A 16092-nucleotide genomic window follows, 5' to 3' on the forward strand; every position below is an offset into this window, starting at 1 on the left:
GGCGTCCGCCGAGCTGGCGGCGGTGGCGGCGATCCACGGCAAGCTGCCGACGGTGGCGGAATACCAGGAATACGCCAAGGAGCTGAACGCCACGGCGGCGGACACCTACCGCTACCTGAACTTCGACGAGCTGGACAGCTACGTGGAGAAGGCCGATACCGTGATCTTCCAGCAGGCCATCTAAACGCCTCCTCGGAACACGCTGAACCAAAGCCAGCCCGAGGGCTGGCTTTTTGGCAAGGGGGATTAAGCCGGCGCCGGCCTCAGCCGCCGCAAAAATGACGTTCCGGTAACCCCTTACTCATCCCGTTCGAACAACTCCCCAAGCCGTACCTTGTAGGCTTCCCGGATATGGTTGCGGGCGGCCTGCTCCGCGGCGGCCGCATCACGCTGCTCGATGGCATCCACGATCAGGCCGTGCTCCCGGCGGGCCGCCTCGGGCCGGCCCGCCTTGGCCAGGGTGGTGGGGCCGAGCAGCATCATCGACTCCTGCAGGGAGTTGAGCATCTTCAGCAGGTAGCGGTTGTGGGCACAGCGATAGAGGGTGCCGTGAAACAGCCGATTGTTCTTGACCAGATCCGCCGGCTCGCTGAACTGGGCGTCCCGCTCGCTGATCTCCCGCAGAAAAGTGATCTCCACCTCGGAGGCGTGGCGGGCGGCCAGGAAGGCGGCGGTGCCTTCCAGCACCTCCCGCATCGCATACAGCTCGTTGATCATGGCGTGGTCCAGTTCGGTGACTATCATGCCCCGGCTGGGATCATTGGCCACCAGGCCCTCCATCAGCAAGCGGTTCAGCGCCTCCCGTACCGGCGTCCGGCTCAGGCCGGTGCGGGCGGCCAGATCCGTCTCCCTCACCCGGGTACCGGGCGCCAGGGTGCCGTCCTTGATGGCATCGAGAATAAAACGATAGGCTAGCTCGCTACGGGATTCGCCCCGTTCGCTGTTGGCGTCTTCCAGGGCTTTGGGTGTTTTTTTGGCTGCGGACATCAGCGTCGGATCACAAATTGAACATGCCGGGATAATACCAGCTAATACCGATATTGTCATTTTGTGTACCAATGTATACAGTTGCACTCACTAGTATCCAAAAGGGATAAGCAATGATGCAAAATAACAATCAGGCCAATTCGGACTGGCTCAGGAACAGCCATGACGTCCTGGTCATCGGCGGCGGCAATGCCGCCCTGTGTGCCGCCCTGTCGGCCCGTGAACAAGGAGCCCGGGTGCTGCTGCTGGAAAGCGCGCCCAAGGTCTGGCGCGGCGGCAACAGCAGCCACACCCGTAACCTGCGCTGCATGCACAAGGCCCCCACTGCGGTGTTGAGCGACGCCTACACCGAAGATGAATTTTTTGAGGATGTCTGGCGCGTGACCGGTGGCCAGACCAACGAAGAAATGGCCCGCTTTGTCATCCGCGCCTCGGAAACCTGCACCGACTGGATGGCCGGTCACGGCGTACGCTTTCAGCCCTCCCTGGGCGGCACCCTGCACCTGGGCCGCACCAACGCTTTCTTCCTCGGCGGTGGCAAGGCATTGGTCAATACCTACTACAAGGCGGCGGAGCGCATGGGCGTGACCATCGTCTATGAAGCCGAGGCGCTGGAGCTTTCGTTTCAGGGCAACCGCTTCGATCATGCGGTGGTGGAATGGCAGGGCAAAACCCACAAGGTGAGCGCCCGCTCCCTGGTGGTGGCCTCCGGCGGCTTCGAGTCCAACCGGGAGTGGCTGGAAGAAGCCTGGGGCCCGGTGGCCAGGAATTTCCGTATTCGCGGCACCCGCTTCAACCAGGGCAAGATGCTGCGCGCCCTGCTCGACAACGACGCCCTGGCCATCGGCGATCCGACCCAGGGCCATGCGGTAGCCATCGACGCCCGCTCTCCCGAATACGACGGCGGTATCGTAACCCGGGTCGACTGCGTCTCCCTCGGCATAGTGGTCAACAACCAGGGCAAGCGCTTCTACGACGAAGGCGAGGATTTCTGGCCCAAGCGCTATGCCATCTGGGGCCGGCTGGTCGCCGGCCAACCCGACCAGATTGCCTATTCCATTACCGATGCCAAGGCGGTGGGCCGCTTTATGCCCTCGGTGTTTCCTCCGGAGCAGGCCAATACCCTCGAAGAACTGGCGAGGAAGCTGAATATTCCGGTGCATCCCCTGCTCAATACCGTGAAGGAATACAACGCGGCGGTGCAGCCCGGCGACTTCGATCACAGCGTGCTCGACAACTGCCGCACTCAGGGCGCAACCCCCGAGAAAACCCACTGGGCGCAAACCCTGGATACCCCGCCCTACTTCGGCTATCCGCTGCGTACCGGCATCACCTTTACCTATCTGGGCGTGCAGGTCGATCACTGCGCCCGCATGAAGATGAACAGCGGCGATATGGCCGACAACGTCTTTGCCGCCGGCGAAGTGATGGCCGGCAATATTCTCGGCAAGGGCTATGTCGCCGGTTTCGGCATGACCATAGGCACAGTATTTGGACGTATAGCCGGCGCGGAGGCCGCTCGAAATGCAAAAAATTGATGTACTGATCCAGGAAGCGGACAAGAACCTGACCATCTGCAACGCCTGCCGCTATTGCGAGGGCTTCTGCCCGGTGTTTCCGGCCATGGAGCGCCGCCAGAGTTTTGCGTCGTCCGATATCAACTATCTGGCCAACCTCTGCCATAACTGCAGTGAGTGCTTCTACGCCTGCCAGTATGCGCCGCCCCATGAGTTCGGGGTCAATATCCCCCAATCACTGGCCAAAATTCGCAAGGCCTCCTACCAGCAATACGCCTGGCCCGGCCCCTTCGCCCGCCTGTTCAATAACAACGGCCTGGTCGCCTCCCTGGCCCTGGGCCTGGGCGCCGGCATCATACTGCTGTTGTTCATCGCCCTGAACGGCGGCCTGGGCCAGCTGTTCTCCGGCGCCCACGGCGGGGATTTCTACGCCTTCTTCCCCCACAACACCCTGGTGCTGGCCTTCGGCAGCGTGTTCCTGTTCGCCCTGCTGGCCCTGCTGATGGGCTTCCTCAACTTCTGGCGCGACAGCGGGGAAACAATAAGGGATCTGGGTAACCTTTCCGCCTGGCGCCAGGCCTGGTCCGACGCCCTCAGCCTGCGCCACCTGCATGGCCAGGAAGACAGGGGTTGCACCTATCCGGACGACAACCATTCCCACCTGCGCCGGTATTTCCACCACTTTACCGCCTATGGTTTCATGCTGTGCTTCGCCGCCACCGCCACCGGCACCCTGTTTCACTATGTGCTGGGCTGGAGCGCCCCCTACAGCTTCTTCAGCCTGCCCAAGCTGCTCGGCACCCTGGGCGGCACCGGCCTGCTGGTCGGCCCTGCCGGCCTGCTGTACCTCAAGCTCAAGCGGGATCCCAACACCGCCGACACCGCACAAACCGGCATGGACATCGCCTTTATCGCCCTGCTCTGGCTCACCGGCGCCACCGGCCTGCTGCTCATGCTGCTGCGGGAAACCGGCCTGCTCGGCCTGATGCTGGTGGTTCACCTCGGCTTTGTCATGTCGCTGTTCCTGACCCTGCCCTACGGCAAGTTCGTACACGGCCTCTACCGCCTCGGTGCCCTGGCCAAAAATGCCCTTGAGCTGCAGCGGGAAGCCGCCGGCAAGACGGTGGTGGTGAGCAAGCCCAGGGAAAACAGTGTCAAGTTCTACCAGTCCATCAAGGACAACAAATAACAGGACGTTTATCAGTCCATGGAGGAAGCAACAATGAAGATGTTTACCAACACCCCCAAACTGCGCACCACGGCCGGCCTCCTGGCCGCCCTGATCTTACCGGCAACGGCCGGGGCAGCCGCCCCGGCCTGGGAACCGAGCCGGGCCATTGAATATATCGCGCCGGCCAACCCCGGCGGCGGCTGGGATACCCTGGCCCGCACCACGGCCCGGGTGATCATGCAGGAAAAACTGAGCTCGCAGAACTTTGCCACCATCAATATTCCCGGTGGCGGCGGTGCCGTGGCCTGGGCCCAGATTGCCCGGGACAGCAAGAACGATCACAAGCTGTTCGCCACCAGCCCGCCCCTGATCCTGGTGCCGCTGGCCGGTATGTCCCGCTACAGCCATGAGGACTTCACCCCCATCGCGAGGCTGATCACCGACTCCGCCACCGTGCTGGTCCGCAAGGACTCACCCTATCAGACCCTCAACGATCTGCTGGATGCCCTGCGGGAAAACCCCAGGCTCAGCATCGGCGGCGGCAGTGCACCGGGCTCATTGCACCATGTGTCCTTTGCCGGCCTGGCCATGGCCGCCGGGCTCAACGCCCGGGAGGTGAACTATGTGTCCTACTCCGGCGGCGGTGAAGCCATCATCAGCCTGCTCGGGGGCCATATTGAGGCGGTCAGCGCCGGCATCGGCGAGTCTTCGGGGCAGATTGCCGAATCCGGCCAGCTGCGCGCCCTGGGCGTGGCGGCTGATACCCGGCTGCCCGGCGAGCTGGCCGACCTCCCTACCTATAAAGAGCAGGGCGTGGATTACACCTTCGATATCTGGCGCGGCATCATGGGGCCCAAAAACATGTCCCCGGACGCGGTGGCCTACTACGAAAACCTCTACGTCCGCATGCTCAACAGCGACAGCTGGCAACAGGCCCGGGATCAGCTGGCCTGGACCGATGCCTACCTGAACAGCCAGGAGTTCGGCCTGTTTCTCGACCAGCAACAGCAGCAGTTCAGCCAGGTACTGGGTGAGCTGGGCTTGCTCAGAAAATAAAGCGCCGTCCCCTGTGCCGGGCGCCCCTGTGGGTGTTCGCCCGGCCCGAGCCGTGAATCAAACCGATGAGTACAGGCGCCCTGCCACAACGCAGGGCGCCCGCTCCCGGAGGAAAACACCATGAAAAACCTCAATGCCAACCGACTGATAGGACTGGTGATGGCCCTGGTATCCCTGGGGTACCTGTGGATGGCCTACCGGATCCCCACCTTCCCCATGCCAAGGCCCATCGATTCCGATGCCTTCCCCAAACTGCTGGGGCTGGCCCTGCTGGTGCTGTCGGTGCTGCTGTGCCTGGACAAGCCCCCGGCCCCCAGGGCAAAAACGACCAGCAATCCCCCCAGGCAAAAAAGCCGGGGGCTGAGCCCCACCGCCCAGTTGCTCACCACCTTTGTGGTGATCGCCCTTTATGCCATCAGCCTGGAATGGCTGGGTTTTGTGCTGGCCTCCGGCCTGTTCGGCATGGGCCTGAGCTACTGCTACGGCTATCGCCGCCACCTTATCAGTGCCGTGGCCACCCTGTCGGTGGTGCTGTCGCTCTACCTCATCATGACCCGACTGCTCGAGGTGCACCTGCCTCAGGGTCTGTTACCGTTTTAACCACACGAGAATCTTGCAATGGATGCACTCCACGGTGTGCTCACCGGCTTTAGTGTCGCCTTTGAGCCAATGAACCTGCTTTATGTTTTCATCGGGGTCTTCGCCGGCACCATTATCGGCATGCTGCCGGGCCTGGGGCCCATCAGCGCCCTGGCCCTGATGATCCCCATGACCTTCGGCATGGATCCTTCCTCGGCCCTGATCCTGATGGCCGGGGTTTATTACGGCGCCATTTTCGGCGGCTCCACTTCGTCCATTTTGCTCAATGCCCCGGGTGTGGCCAGCACCGTCGCCACCTCCTTCGACGGTTACCCCCTTGCCCGCCAGGGCATGGCCGGCAAGGCCATGGCCATCGCCGCCTATTCCTCCTTTGTGGGCGGCACCCTGTCCGCCATCGCCCTGATGCTGGTCGCCCCTCTGCTGGCCAGCGTGGCGGTCAGTTTCGGCCCGGCGGAATATTTCGCCCTGATGCTGCTCGGCCTGACCGCCGTGGTCAGCCTGTCCGGCAAATCCCTGATCAAAGGCCTGATGGCGGCGGTGATCGGCATGATGGTGTCCATCGTCGGCATAGACCTGCAGACCGGCACCGAGCGCTACACCTTCGGCAGCCTGCACCTGCTTAACGGCGTGGAGTTCCTGGTGGTCGCGCTCGGCATCTTCGCCCTGGCGGAAGTATTCGGCATGCTGCTGAAAAAACCGGAAGATCACAGCCAGGACAGCACCGCCAATATCGGCTCCCTGCGTTTGTCCCGGGATGAAGTGCGGGAAATCGCCGCCCCCACCGGACGCAGCTCCATCCTCGGTTTTTTTGTCGGCATACTGCCGGGCGCCGGCGCCACCGTCGCGTCCTTCCTCGGCTACATCATGGAAAAACGCCTGGCCAAGGACGGCCATACCTTTGGCCAGGGCAACCTCAAGGGGGTAGCCGCGCCCGAGGCCGCCAACAACGCCGCCTGCACCGGCTCCTTTGTGCCGCTGCTGACCCTGGGGGTGCCCGGCTCGGGCACCACGGCCGTGCTGCTCGGCGCCCTGCTGGTCATGGGCATCACCCCGGGGCCCAGCATGATGGAGCAAAGACCGGATGTATTCTGGGGCGTTATCGCCAGCATGTATGTAGGCAACCTCTTCCTGCTGGTACTGAACCTGCCGCTGATCCCCTATATCGCCCGGCTGCTCGACCTGCCCCGGCCATTGCTGCTGTCGCTTATCCTGATCTTCTGCATGGTCGGCATCTACGGCACCACCTTCGCCACCACCGACTTGCTGTTGCTGCTGGGCTTCGGCGTACTGGGACTCGGCATGAAGCACTTCGGCTTTCCGACGGCGCCGCTCATCCTCGCCCTGATCCTGGGCAACATGATGGAAGAGTCCATGCGGCGGGCGCTGCAGATTTCCGACGGCAACTGGATGACCTTTGTGGACAAGCCCATCGCCTTCTGGCTGCTGGTACTGACCGCGGCCTCCTTGTTCTTCCCGTTGCTGAAAGTCGCCCTGTCCCGTTTCAGACCCAGGCCTGTGGTGGCCTGACGCAGACCGGACCCAAAAAACACCAACAGGGGCACACACAGACACGCCGCCGTGCCATCCGTGATGCGGATCGCCTGCCTGGCGCCCCTGCCGCTGCAAAGAGTACGTTTCCAATCCAGTCAGACAGCTAATTGTTGACTTTCAGGGCGCCCTTGCGGCGCCCCCTTTTTGCTTTGTTTATGGCCCGCCCCGCTTTTCTGTTATCATGGCGCCAGTTTGCCCCGGCAATGCCTCTCAATCGTCCGCCAGGACCTTATTAGTTCGGAGTCTCATGTCTTTTGCTTCCCTCGGTCTGAACGACAAACTCGTTCAAGCCATCAATGAATGTGGTTACACAGAGCCCACCCCTATCCAGCGCCAGGCCATTCCGCTGGTGCTGAAAGGCGGCGATCTGCTCGCCGGCGCCCAGACCGGCACCGGCAAGACCGCCGGTTTCGGCCTGCCCATGCTGCAGCGCCTGAGCGAAACCCAGCCCAAGCCCCTGGCCAACGGCCGGGCGCCGGTGCGCGCCCTGGTGCTCACCCCCACCCGCGAGCTGGCGGCCCAGGTGGAAGAAAACCTGCGCGCCTACGCCAAACATACCGACCTGCGCACCCTGGTGATGTTCGGCGGGGTCAGCATCAATCCGCAAATGAAGGCCCTGGGCCGCAAGGTGGACGTGGTCGTGGCCACCCCGGGCCGGCTGCTGGACCATGTGTCCCAGCGCTCCATCGATCTGTCCCGGGTGGAAATGCTGGTGCTGGATGAAGCCGACCGCATGCTGGACATGGGCTTTATCCGCGATATCCGCCGCATCCTGGCACAGTTGCCGAAAAAGCGGCAGAACCTGCTGTTCTCCGCCACCTTCTCCGACGAGATCAAGGCGCTGGCGGAAGACCTGCTGCACCAGCCCGAGCATATCGAGGTGGCGGTGCGCAACGCCACCGCCGAGACCATAGCCCAGCGCTTCGTGGCCGCCGACAAGAGCCGAAAACGTGCCTTGCTCAGCTACCTGATCGGCCACAACAACTGGCGCCAGGTGCTGGTGTTCACCCGTACCAAGCACGGCGCCAACAGGCTGGCGATGCAGCTCGACAAGGACGGCCTGCCGGCCATGGCGATCCACGGCGACAAGAGCCAGGGGGCGCGCACCCGGGCCCTGAGCCAGTTCAAGGACGGCCAGCTGCGGGTGCTGGTGGCCACCGACATCGCCGCCCGCGGCATCGACATCAGCGAGCTGCCCCACGTGGTCAACTACGAGCTGCCCCATGTGGCGGAAGACTATGTGCACCGCATCGGCCGCACCGGCCGGGCCGGAAGCACCGGCGAGGCGCTGTCGCTGATCAGCCACGACGAAAAACCCCTGCTCAAGGCTATCGAAAAGCTGATCAAGCAGGATGCCGTCCTGGAAGTGCTGCCCGGCTTCGAGCCCGGCCCGGAAGAGGCCCAGCCCGCCACCAAGCCGCCGGCCAACAACCGGGGCCGGGGCAACGGCGGTGGCCGGGGCCGCAACGCCGGCGCCGCCAACAACCGGCCGCCGCGCAGCAACAAGCCCAACCGGCCCCAGCGCCACGGCCGCCACGACGGCTGAACCCGATAAAAAATTTCACCCCGGCCACGGCCGGGGTGATTTTTTCTGGGCGGTTCTCATTTTTCTCCGGTGGGCAAAATTTTTCTCTGAATACACGGGTTTTATCGGCAGTTGCGGGCCATGGCCCCGACCCGACGCTTGTAAGTGCTGTTGTTAAGCGTTGCCCAAATCCCATCCCGTTTACCGGAGGACGTATGAACACGCTGGCAATCCGAATCGGCAAACCCCTTAGCGCCCTGACCCTGCTGCTGGCATCGGGCATGGCCCTGGCCGACCACCACGGCGCCAAGAAAGACATCGTCGACACCGCCGTAGAGGCGGGCAGCTTTACCACCCTGGTCACCGCAGTGCAGGCCGCCGGCCTGGTCGACACCCTCAAGGGCGAAGGCCCCTTCACCGTTTTCGCACCCACCGACGAGGCCTTTGCCAAATTGCCGGCAGGCGCCGTGGACGACCTGCTCAAGCCCGAAAACAAGGATCAACTGGTGGCCGTGCTGACCTACCATGTGGTGCCCGGCAAGGTCATGGCCGCCGACGCCATGCAGGCCGACAGCGCCACCACGGTACAGGGCGGTGACATCCGCATCACCACCCAGGACGGCAAGGTGATGGTAGACGAGGCCACCGTGGTACAGGCCGACATCGAAACCAGCAACGGCGTCATCCATGTGATAGACACCGTCATCATGCCCTGACCCCCTTCAAGTGCAAGCCAACTCCGCCTTTTGCCGCCCGCTCTTGGGGCGGCTTTTTTATGCCTGCCGCCGCCGGTTGAGCCAGTGCACGCTGCCGCCAATCACCAGGCCCCAGAAAGCGCTGCCGATGCCGAACAGGGCCAGCCCCGAGGCGGTGATCATAAAGGTGAGCAGGGCCGCGTCCCGCTCCCGCTCGTCGGCCAGGGCCACCGTCAGGCTGTTGCCGATGGTGCCGAGCAGCGCCAGGCCGGCGATGGCCATCACCAGCTCTCCCGGCAGGGCGGCGAATAGCCCCACCACGGTGGCGCCGAACAGCCCCATCAGCAGGTAGAAGACACCGGCCCATACCGCCGCCTTGTAGCGCTGTTTGGGATCAGGGTCCACCTCCTTGCCCATGCATACCGCCGCGCTGATCGCCGCCAGGTTGAAGGCGAAGCCGCCGAAAGGCGCCAGCAGCAGGCCGGTGAGGCCGGTCCAGCCGACCAGCGGCGAGGCCGGGGTGTGGTAGCCGTGAGCCCGCAGCACGGCGATGCCGGGCACGTTCTGGGAGGCCATGGTCACCATAAACAGGGGAATGCCGACGCCGAGCAGGCTGGTGAGGGAAAACTCGGGCATCATCAGCACCGGCCGGGCCAGCTGCCACTCGAAGTCATCGAAACGCAGCAGGCCGTCACCGCCGGCGACCAGCAGCCCGGCCAGCAGGCTGAGCGGGATCACGTAGCGCGGCAGGCGCCGGCGCAGGGCCAGGTAGGTCGCCAGCATGGCCGACACCAGCAGCGGACGGGTCTGGGCCGAGGCGAACAGATCCAGGCCGAACTTCAGCAGCACCCCGCCCAGCATGGCCGCGGCCAGTCCCGCCGGCACCAGCCGCATGATCTTGTCGAACCAGCCGGTCAGGCCGCACAGCAGGATCAGCGCCGAGCTGAACAAAAAGACGCCGATGGCCTCGCTCATGGGCACCCCGGCCAGGGCCGTCACCAGCAGCGCCGCCCCCGGGGTCGACCAGGCAGTGAGCACCGGCTCCCGGTAACGCAGGGAAAAACCGATGCAGGTCAGCCCCATGCCCAGCCCCAAGGCCCACATCCAGGAGCCGGTCTCGGCCTGGCTGGCCCCGGCGGCGGCGGCGGCCTGGAAGATAATGGCCGCCGAGCTGGTGTAACCGACCAGCACGGCGATAAAACCGGCGGAAAGATGGGACAGGCTGAACATGGCGGGCTCCTGGTTGTGCGTTATAACGCATAAGAAAGCCATGCTAGCAAATATATGCTATAACGCACAACAGCGAGCCAAGCAGGAAAGCGGGAAACTGTGATGAAAGAGCCGAACCAATACCTGGCGGACACCCTCAAGGCCTTGCGCAAGGAGCGGGGCTGGAGCCTGGACGCCTGCGCCCGGGAAACCGGGGTCAGCAAGGCGATGCTGGGCCAGATAGAGCGGGGCGAGTCCAGCCCCACCGTCGCCACCCTGTGGAAAATTGCCGGCGGCTTTCATACCTCCCTGTCCACCTTCCTCGAACCGGTGCCCGAGTCCCATCCGGGCCCCCTCTACCGGCAGACGGACGCCCTGCGCCGCCAGCCGGCCGGCGATGGCATGCTGGTGGCGCCGCTGTTTCCCTTTGAGGCCCGCTTTGGCTTTGAGATGTTCGAGCTGACCCTGCTGCCGGGCTACGAGCGGCTGTCGGATCCCCATGACCGGGGAGTGATAGAGCATGTCATAGTGCAAGGCGGGGAAATGGAACTGCTGCTGGACGGCGAATGGCAGCGGCTGGGGCCGGGCGCGGCGGTGCGCTTTCACGCCGACCGGCCCCACGGCTATCGCAACCCGGGCACCGAGCCCGCCGTGTTCTACAACCTGATCCATTATCCGGGGGGAAGCTAGAAGCGGGAAGCAACACTCTTCCGCTTCAGGCTTCCGGCATCAAGCTTCAGGCTTTAGGCTTTAGACCTTTCCTTCAGCAGTTCGGCGCACAGGCGCACGAAGTCGGAGGAGGTGACCATGCCCTGCAGCCGGCCCTCCTCGTCCACCACCGTCAGGCAACCGTGCTTGTTGCTGAGGAAAAAGGGCACCACCTCGGTCAGCGGTGCCCCGGCGTCCACGCTTTCGAAATCCGCGTCTATGATATCCATCACCCGGACCAGGCGTTCGCGCCGCTCCAGGGCGCTGACGCCGTAGTCCGCCAGCAGGCCCATGACGGTGGCGATCATCCGTTTTTGGGTAAGCACTCCGAGCAGGCGGCCACTGTCCTGGTCCGTGACCGGGATATGGCGGATGCTCTTTTCCCGCATCAGATCGTGGGCGTCCTTGAGGGTGGAGTTCTGATCCAGGGTGAGCACTTGGCGGGTCATGATGTCGCCAATCTGTTCTACTGCCATGAGGGTATTCCTTGTTGTCCGTTCCCGTTGGAACTCGTTTTATTATGTACCATGTTGTGACACAGCAACCTCCCCCTTGCAAACAAAAAACGGCTCAAAAGCCGGCTAAATTCAGCGACTTTCCTTGATTATCCCCATACCGGCGAGGGCGGTTTATGCCGGTGGGCGAATACCCGGCACTCACACTCAAATAAAATAACCTCTCATTATCATTTGTGATGGCAATAGACATCCTTTTAAAAATGCGTATTCTATTTCCCCAAAGTGTCACCATATCCAGAATCGGGGATCCACCTTGAGTTTTCGTCGCTACGCCCTGTTTGCGCTGGCTTCCCTCATCCTCCACGGGCTGCTGGTCCAGGCCATGGAGCGCCAGGAGCTGAACATCGCCCTGGCATCTGACAACAACCCGGGCCCGATCAGCGTACAAATGCTGCCCACTGTTGCCAGGCCGGAGCCCATGCCACCGCAGCCGGAACCTCTGCCCGAACCCCAACCGGCTCCCAAACCCGAGCCCAAACCGGCTCCCAGGCCCGAACCCAAACCGGCTCCCAAACCGGCTCCCAAACCGGCTCCCAAACCCGAGCCCAAACCCGAGCCCAAACCGGCTCCCAGGCCCGAACCCAAACCGGCTCCCAGGCCACAACCCGCGCCACGGCCGGAGCCGCCCGCCAAAGTGGCTCCCGAGCCCCAGCGCCAGCAGGCCCAAAGCAGCGCCCCCAAGCGGATTGACACTCCGAGTTTCAAGACCCGCCCGGCCCCTATCCCCTACCCGTCCCAGGCTCGGCGCCGGGGGCTGGAAGGCACTGTGGTGGTCGAGGTCTGGCTGGATGAAAAGGGCAACCAGACCCAGCGCAAGCTGGCCAGTTCCTCCGGTGTGTCCGTGCTCGACAAGGCCGCGCTCAGGGCCATCGCCAAGTGGCGTTTCTCCGCCTATGAGGAGAACGGCGTCGCCGTGGCGCACCGTGTTCATATTCCCGTTCGTTTCAAATTGGACTAAGCCATGATGTCGTTCCTGAACCAACTGCACCAACAACTGGGCCCGATGAGCTGGCCCCTGATTTTTTGCTCGGTACTGACCCTGGCGCTCTGGCTGGAGCGTGGCCTGACCCTGCTGTGGACCAGCCTGCGCGGTGAGCGGGAAAAACGCCATCTGCGCCGCCACGGCCATGCCTACCCGGATGCGCAGATGGAGCACCCGCGCTCCCTGATCCTGCAGGGCTGTTCGCTGTTGGTAAAACACCGGCAATGTGCCAAATCCACCCGTGAGGATCTGGCCTCGGTCTGGCTGCAACAGCAACGCCTAAAGCTTCATTCGGGTTTGCGAGTGCTTACCCTGGTAGGCGTCATCAGCCCGCTGCTGGGTTTGCTCGGCACCGTATTGGGACTGATCGAGATGTTCAGGAGCATCAGCCAGAGCCAGGATCCGGTGACCCCGTCGCTGCTGGCGGACGGCCTCGGATTGGCCATGAGCACCACCGCCGCCGGCCTGCTGATCGCCCTGCCGGCCATCGCCGGTGCCCAGCTGTTCGGACTCTGGGCGGATCGCCTGCTCGACAAGCTCACCCATGAGCTGAACCAGTGCAACCTCTACCTGGAAGGCGTGGAACTGGGAGGACAGGCATGATAGGCCGCCCCGAGCCCGCCCAGTCCGGCTGGCGGGCGCTCACCCCGGATATCACGCCCCTGCTCGATATCATCTTTATCGTGCTGGTATTTTTGATGTTGACCGCCAATATCCCGTTGCAGTCGCTGGAGGTAGACCTGCCCAAGACCGACAGCAAGGCCCTGAGCAGCATGCAGGACAACAAGGCCATGACCATCAACCTGCTGGCCGGGGATCCCGCTTGGGCCCTGCAGGGGGAACAATACGCCGACTGGGAAAACTTCAAGCCGGTGCTGCTCGAGCGCCTGCCCGCCCTCAAGGAAGCGGAGCTGGTGCTGGCCTCAGACCGGGAGGTGACGGTGGACAATATGATGAAGCTGCTCGCCTTCCTGCAGGAACACGAGATCCAGGCCACCCAGATTTTGATGGAAGAAGGGCCCTGAGCCGGGCCCGGGCGATCAGGCCATGGCGCTGTATCGCCCGGGTTTGTGGTTGAAGGCCAGTACCTGGTTAAGCAGCAAGGCTCCCAGCACCGACAGCAGCAACAGCCAGGGCGGCACCACGGCGAAGGACACCAGCAGGATCAGGGAATCCACCGCCATCTGCAGCTTGCCGGCGCTCACGCCGAAGCGGCCTTGCAGGTAAAGCGCCAGTATGCCGATGCCACCCAGGCTGGCCTGGTGGCGAAACAGCATCAGCATGCCCACTCCAATCAGCAAGCCTCCCGTCAGGGCGCCGAACAGCGGCGCCACCGAGGTCACCGTCAGAAAGCGCGGGATCTGCTCGCTGAACAGCGACACCAGCGACACGCAGGCAAAGGTCTTGCCGGTAAAGGCCGGTCCCATCCGCAGCCAGGCCAGCACATAGAAGGGTAAATTGATCAGGAAGAACCAGACCCCGAAGCCGGTATCGCTGAAATGGGCAAGCAGCAGGGCGATGCCGGCGGTGCCGCCGGTGAGCAGGCCGGCCTGCTTGAGCAGGAACACCCCCAGGGCCACCAGCAGGGTGGCGGACAGGAGGGCGATAATATCTTCTGGCAAGGGATGACGGCTGTTCATGGCGGACGGAAACGGACAAGGGGAAAGCATCCTAACCGCGACAGCCTCAGGCGCCAAGGGCCGCCCCGCCCGACGTGACCCTCTGGCTGTCATGCTGGCATGACAGTGCCGTAAACCCGGATCAACAACGGATAAAAACGCCCCCAAGGGGGCGGCGTAAAGGGCACGATACAGGATTTTTTTATTGTTTAGAATGTTGAACGACTACAGCCCAAGGCCTTCGCGAATCGATTTCAGGGTCACCTCGTTGGACCACTCGGGCCGGTCGGGATAGGCGAACACCGCGTTGGTGACGATGCCGTCGAACTTGATTTCCCTGAGCTTGCGGTACAGGGCGTCGAAGTCCACCTCGCCCTCGCCCGGGTTGAGGTGCTGGTGAATGGTCACGTCCGCGTCCGGTGGGTTGATGATGTAGCGCAGCCCGAAGCCGGCCTTGTGGTTGAAGGTGTCGGCGATCAGCACATGGGCCAGCAGATCGCCCGCTTCCTCAATGTGTTTGACCACATCGCCGATGCCGTCGTCGTAATAGAAGGCGTGGGGCACCGAATAGACCAGCTTGATCCAGTCCCTGTCCAGGGCGCGGATCATGCGCACCGCTTCGATATTCCGCTCGATAAAGTCGTGGGGATGGGACTGCAGATTGAGCCTGATGCTCTCGCGCTCGAACAGCGGCATCAGCTCTTCCATCGAACGGACGAAGGCATCCTCGCTGGCCTGGGGCTTGCGCTTGTTGCCACTGAACTCGGAGTTCATCAGATCCACCTCCAGTTCGGCGGTAATCTCGATGCAGCGCTTCCAGTTGCGTACCGCGGCCTGGCGCTCTTCCTCCACCGGGGAGGACCACTGCTGCACCGGCAGCACCGAAGAGATCCTGACGCCGGCATCGGCGCAATACTTCTTCAGACTCTTGATCAACTGCCGGTCGACCTTGGGATACTCGCAAAACCAGATGAAATCCTTGCGCGGAGACAGCTCCACCCATTCGTATCCCAGCCGGGCCACGGTGTCGATGGTCTCCTTCAGGCCGGTATTGTCGCGATAGTGCGACGGATCATATACCAAACGCATGGCTAAACTCCTTGATGCTGCAATCCCGGCGACACTAAGCCGGTTGGCCTCCCTGGTGGAGCCGGCCAGTTACGGCGGCAGGCTCCACACCAATGAAACAAATATTCCACAAAAATAGAAATAATGAAATTTAAATTTCAATTAAATCCTGAAAGTGTGATCGCCAACAAACCTCATCTTCTGGCCCCACCTTGGCTGTGGTATAAATAACCACCCTGATATCGGGAGTGCCCATGAAAACGATAAAAATCAGAAAAGGCCTGCTGGCCTGCGCGCTGATGGCGGTCCTGTGGACTCCGCTGCTCGCCACCGCCGCCAGCATGGACAAGTACGCCGACAAGCCGGTCTGGATGGACTGGACCTTTTTCGGCAACACCGTTATCTCCGCCGGCCTCAGCCGCTGGAGCAGCAGAGAAGAGGAATAACACGGCCGCGCAGGGACGCGCTCTTTCCCCTCTTTCCGCCATCCCATCCTCTGCCCCCTTATTTCCCTTTCCCGGCTCTACGGCAAGGATTTCTGTGAACCTCGCCACAGCACGCGAAACAAAATAATGGCGGTCACCGAAATCGGCCTCGGCCAGGGCGAGGTGGTCAAGCTGACCCTGGCGGACGACGTCTCACCCGAGATAAGACAGCAACTGGACGAGCTGGCCGCCAAGCTCATCAGCGGCGAGATCCGCATCAACACCAGCTACGAAGGCCCCGAGTTCAACCCGGCCACCGGTGAATTCGTGCCGCAGTCCTTCAAGGAAGGGCTGAAAGCCAAGTCCTGATATACCATGCCTTTGAATAAATGAGCGCCTGCGGCGCTCATGCGGGCGGGCCGCCCGCGCTCCACAAAGCACGCTGCTCAAATGGAGCGCAG

Annotated in this window: 19 protein-coding genes; 14 read left to right on the plus strand and 5 right to left on the minus strand. The window is 62.8% G+C overall.

Going from position 1 to position 16092, the window contains the following annotated elements:
- Positions 1-184: hypothetical protein (locus tag C7I36_RS15745; RefSeq protein ID WP_146137347.1), on the plus strand; the 184-nt coding region annotated here is incomplete at its 5' end.
- 113 nt (positions 185-297) lie between these two features.
- Here C7I36_RS15745 and C7I36_RS15750 read toward each other — a convergent pair.
- On the minus strand, positions 298-987 hold the full coding sequence (locus C7I36_RS15750; RefSeq protein ID WP_106454641.1) for a GntR family transcriptional regulator: 690 nt from the start codon (positions 985-987) through the stop codon (positions 298-300).
- A gap of 116 nt (positions 988-1103) precedes the next feature.
- On the opposite strand from C7I36_RS15750, the gene tcuA reads away from it, so the two are divergent.
- The 7 genes from tcuA to C7I36_RS15785 all read left to right on the plus strand — a co-directional run bounded on the left by tcuA (position 1104) and on the right by C7I36_RS15785 (position 9123).
- Positions 1104-2525: an FAD-dependent tricarballylate dehydrogenase TcuA gene (gene tcuA, locus C7I36_RS15755; RefSeq protein WP_106454667.1), complete on the plus strand. Its 1422-nt coding sequence runs from the start codon at positions 1104-1106 to the stop codon at positions 2523-2525.
- A complete protein-coding gene (tcuB, locus tag C7I36_RS15760) occupies positions 2512-3693 on the plus strand; it encodes a tricarballylate utilization 4Fe-4S protein TcuB (RefSeq protein WP_106454642.1) in 1182 nt (393 codons plus the stop codon). The genes tcuA and tcuB overlap by 14 nt, the downstream gene beginning before the upstream one ends.
- Before the next feature lie 33 nt (positions 3694-3726).
- Complete coding sequence (locus C7I36_RS15765) at positions 3727-4731, plus strand: tripartite tricarboxylate transporter substrate binding protein (protein ID WP_219899677.1); 1005 nt, start codon at positions 3727-3729, stop codon at positions 4729-4731.
- Positions 4732-4851: 120 nt separating this feature from the next.
- Positions 4852-5331: a tripartite tricarboxylate transporter TctB family protein gene (locus C7I36_RS15770; protein WP_106454643.1), complete on the plus strand. Its 480-nt coding sequence runs from the start codon at positions 4852-4854 to the stop codon at positions 5329-5331.
- 18 nt (positions 5332-5349) lie between these two features.
- A complete protein-coding gene (locus tag C7I36_RS15775) occupies positions 5350-6858 on the plus strand; it encodes a tripartite tricarboxylate transporter permease (protein WP_106454644.1) in 1509 nt (502 codons plus the stop codon).
- A 271-nt stretch (positions 6859-7129) separates the two neighbouring features.
- Entirely contained in the window at positions 7130-8428 is a 1299-nt protein-coding gene (locus C7I36_RS15780; RefSeq protein WP_245880141.1) for a DEAD/DEAH box helicase, read from the plus strand.
- A gap of 194 nt (positions 8429-8622) precedes the next feature.
- The gene (locus tag C7I36_RS15785; RefSeq protein ID WP_106454645.1) at positions 8623-9123 is read left to right on the plus strand and encodes a fasciclin domain-containing protein; all 501 of its coding nucleotides are present in this window, start codon (positions 8623-8625) and stop codon (positions 9121-9123) included.
- Between the two features lie 57 nt (positions 9124-9180).
- On the opposite strand, the gene C7I36_RS15790 is transcribed toward C7I36_RS15785, so the two are convergent.
- Entirely contained in the window at positions 9181-10332 is a 1152-nt protein-coding gene (locus C7I36_RS15790) for a benzoate/H(+) symporter BenE family transporter (RefSeq protein ID WP_106454646.1), read from the minus strand.
- A gap of 102 nt (positions 10333-10434) precedes the next feature.
- Between C7I36_RS15790 and C7I36_RS15795 the strand changes: the two genes are divergently transcribed.
- Positions 10435-11001: a helix-turn-helix domain-containing protein gene (locus C7I36_RS15795; protein ID WP_106454647.1), complete on the plus strand. Its 567-nt coding sequence runs from the start codon at positions 10435-10437 to the stop codon at positions 10999-11001.
- 53 nt (positions 11002-11054) lie between these two features.
- On the opposite strand, the gene C7I36_RS15800 is transcribed toward C7I36_RS15795, so the two are convergent.
- Complete coding sequence (locus tag C7I36_RS15800) at positions 11055-11495, minus strand: CBS domain-containing protein (protein WP_106454648.1); 441 nt, start codon at positions 11493-11495, stop codon at positions 11055-11057.
- Positions 11496-11790: 295 nt separating this feature from the next.
- On the opposite strand from C7I36_RS15800, the gene C7I36_RS17895 reads away from it, so the two are divergent.
- Genes C7I36_RS17895 through C7I36_RS15820 form a run of 3 tightly spaced genes read left to right on the plus strand, consistent with a single transcriptional unit; the run spans position 11791 to position 13544 of the window.
- Positions 11791-12495 (plus strand): energy transducer TonB, encoded by a 705-nt coding sequence (locus tag C7I36_RS17895; RefSeq protein ID WP_181256415.1) that lies wholly within the window; start codon positions 11791-11793, stop codon positions 12493-12495.
- Positions 12496-12498: 3 nt separating this feature from the next.
- Positions 12499-13122 carry a MotA/TolQ/ExbB proton channel family protein gene (locus tag C7I36_RS15815; RefSeq protein WP_245880142.1) on the plus strand — a complete coding sequence of 208 codons (624 nt, stop codon included), beginning with the start codon at positions 12499-12501 and terminating at the stop codon, positions 13120-13122.
- The gene (locus C7I36_RS15820; RefSeq protein WP_106454650.1) at positions 13119-13544 is read left to right on the plus strand and encodes an ExbD/TolR family protein; all 426 of its coding nucleotides are present in this window, start codon (positions 13119-13121) and stop codon (positions 13542-13544) included. The genes C7I36_RS15815 and C7I36_RS15820 overlap by 4 nt, the downstream gene beginning before the upstream one ends.
- A gap of 15 nt (positions 13545-13559) precedes the next feature.
- On the opposite strand, the gene C7I36_RS15825 is transcribed toward C7I36_RS15820, so the two are convergent.
- Positions 13560-14189 (minus strand): YitT family protein, encoded by a 630-nt coding sequence (locus C7I36_RS15825; protein WP_245880143.1) that lies wholly within the window; start codon positions 14187-14189, stop codon positions 13560-13562.
- Between the two features lie 174 nt (positions 14190-14363).
- Positions 14364-15227 carry a sugar phosphate isomerase/epimerase family protein gene (locus C7I36_RS15830; protein ID WP_106454652.1) on the minus strand — a complete coding sequence of 288 codons (864 nt, stop codon included), beginning with the start codon at positions 15225-15227 and terminating at the stop codon, positions 14364-14366.
- 233 nt (positions 15228-15460) lie between these two features.
- On the opposite strand from C7I36_RS15830, the gene C7I36_RS15835 reads away from it, so the two are divergent.
- Together C7I36_RS15835 and C7I36_RS15840 are read left to right on the plus strand one after the other, a co-directional pair.
- The gene (locus tag C7I36_RS15835) at positions 15461-15652 is read left to right on the plus strand and encodes a hypothetical protein (protein WP_106454653.1); all 192 of its coding nucleotides are present in this window, start codon (positions 15461-15463) and stop codon (positions 15650-15652) included.
- A gap of 126 nt (positions 15653-15778) precedes the next feature.
- A complete protein-coding gene (locus C7I36_RS15840) occupies positions 15779-16000 on the plus strand; it encodes a hypothetical protein (protein ID WP_106454654.1) in 222 nt (73 codons plus the stop codon).
- The last annotated feature ends 92 nt before the right edge of the window (positions 16001-16092 follow it).

Origin of the sequence: Zobellella taiwanensis (genome assembly GCF_003012795.1) — a bacterium.
Classification (GTDB): domain Bacteria; phylum Pseudomonadota; class Gammaproteobacteria; order Enterobacterales; family Aeromonadaceae; genus Oceanimonas; species Oceanimonas taiwanensis.

Bases quoted from the DNA above. Each gene is read 5' to 3' on its own strand.
- C7I36_RS15750 (WP_106454641.1), bottom strand. From the start codon at position 987: ATGTCCGCAGCCAAAAAAACACCCAAAGCCCTGGAAGACGCCAACAGC.
- tcuA (WP_106454667.1), top strand. From the start codon at position 1,104: ATGCAAAATAACAATCAGGCCAATTCGGACTGGCTCAGGAACAGCCAT.
- tcuB (WP_106454642.1), top strand. From the start codon at position 2,512: ATGCAAAAAATTGATGTACTGATCCAGGAAGCGGACAAGAACCTGACC.
- C7I36_RS15765 (WP_219899677.1), top strand. From the start codon at position 3,727: ATGAAGATGTTTACCAACACCCCCAAACTGCGCACCACGGCCGGCCTC.
- C7I36_RS15770 (WP_106454643.1), top strand. From the start codon at position 4,852: ATGAAAAACCTCAATGCCAACCGACTGATAGGACTGGTGATGGCCCTG.
- C7I36_RS15775 (WP_106454644.1), top strand. From the start codon at position 5,350: ATGGATGCACTCCACGGTGTGCTCACCGGCTTTAGTGTCGCCTTTGAG.
- C7I36_RS15780 (WP_245880141.1), top strand. From the start codon at position 7,130: ATGTCTTTTGCTTCCCTCGGTCTGAACGACAAACTCGTTCAAGCCATC.
- C7I36_RS15785 (WP_106454645.1), top strand. From the start codon at position 8,623: ATGAACACGCTGGCAATCCGAATCGGCAAACCCCTTAGCGCCCTGACC.
- C7I36_RS15790 (WP_106454646.1), bottom strand. From the start codon at position 10,332: ATGTTCAGCCTGTCCCATCTTTCCGCCGGTTTTATCGCCGTGCTGGTC.
- C7I36_RS15795 (WP_106454647.1), top strand. From the start codon at position 10,435: ATGAAAGAGCCGAACCAATACCTGGCGGACACCCTCAAGGCCTTGCGC.
- C7I36_RS15800 (WP_106454648.1), bottom strand. From the start codon at position 11,495: ATGGCAGTAGAACAGATTGGCGACATCATGACCCGCCAAGTGCTCACC.
- C7I36_RS15815 (WP_245880142.1), top strand. From the start codon at position 12,499: ATGATGTCGTTCCTGAACCAACTGCACCAACAACTGGGCCCGATGAGC.
- C7I36_RS15820 (WP_106454650.1), top strand. From the start codon at position 13,119: ATGATAGGCCGCCCCGAGCCCGCCCAGTCCGGCTGGCGGGCGCTCACC.
- C7I36_RS15825 (WP_245880143.1), bottom strand. From the start codon at position 14,189: ATGCTTTCCCCTTGTCCGTTTCCGTCCGCCATGAACAGCCGTCATCCC.
- C7I36_RS15830 (WP_106454652.1), bottom strand. From the start codon at position 15,227: ATGCGTTTGGTATATGATCCGTCGCACTATCGCGACAATACCGGCCTG.
- C7I36_RS15835 (WP_106454653.1), top strand. From the start codon at position 15,461: ATGAAAACGATAAAAATCAGAAAAGGCCTGCTGGCCTGCGCGCTGATG.
- C7I36_RS15840 (WP_106454654.1), top strand. From the start codon at position 15,779: ATGGCGGTCACCGAAATCGGCCTCGGCCAGGGCGAGGTGGTCAAGCTG.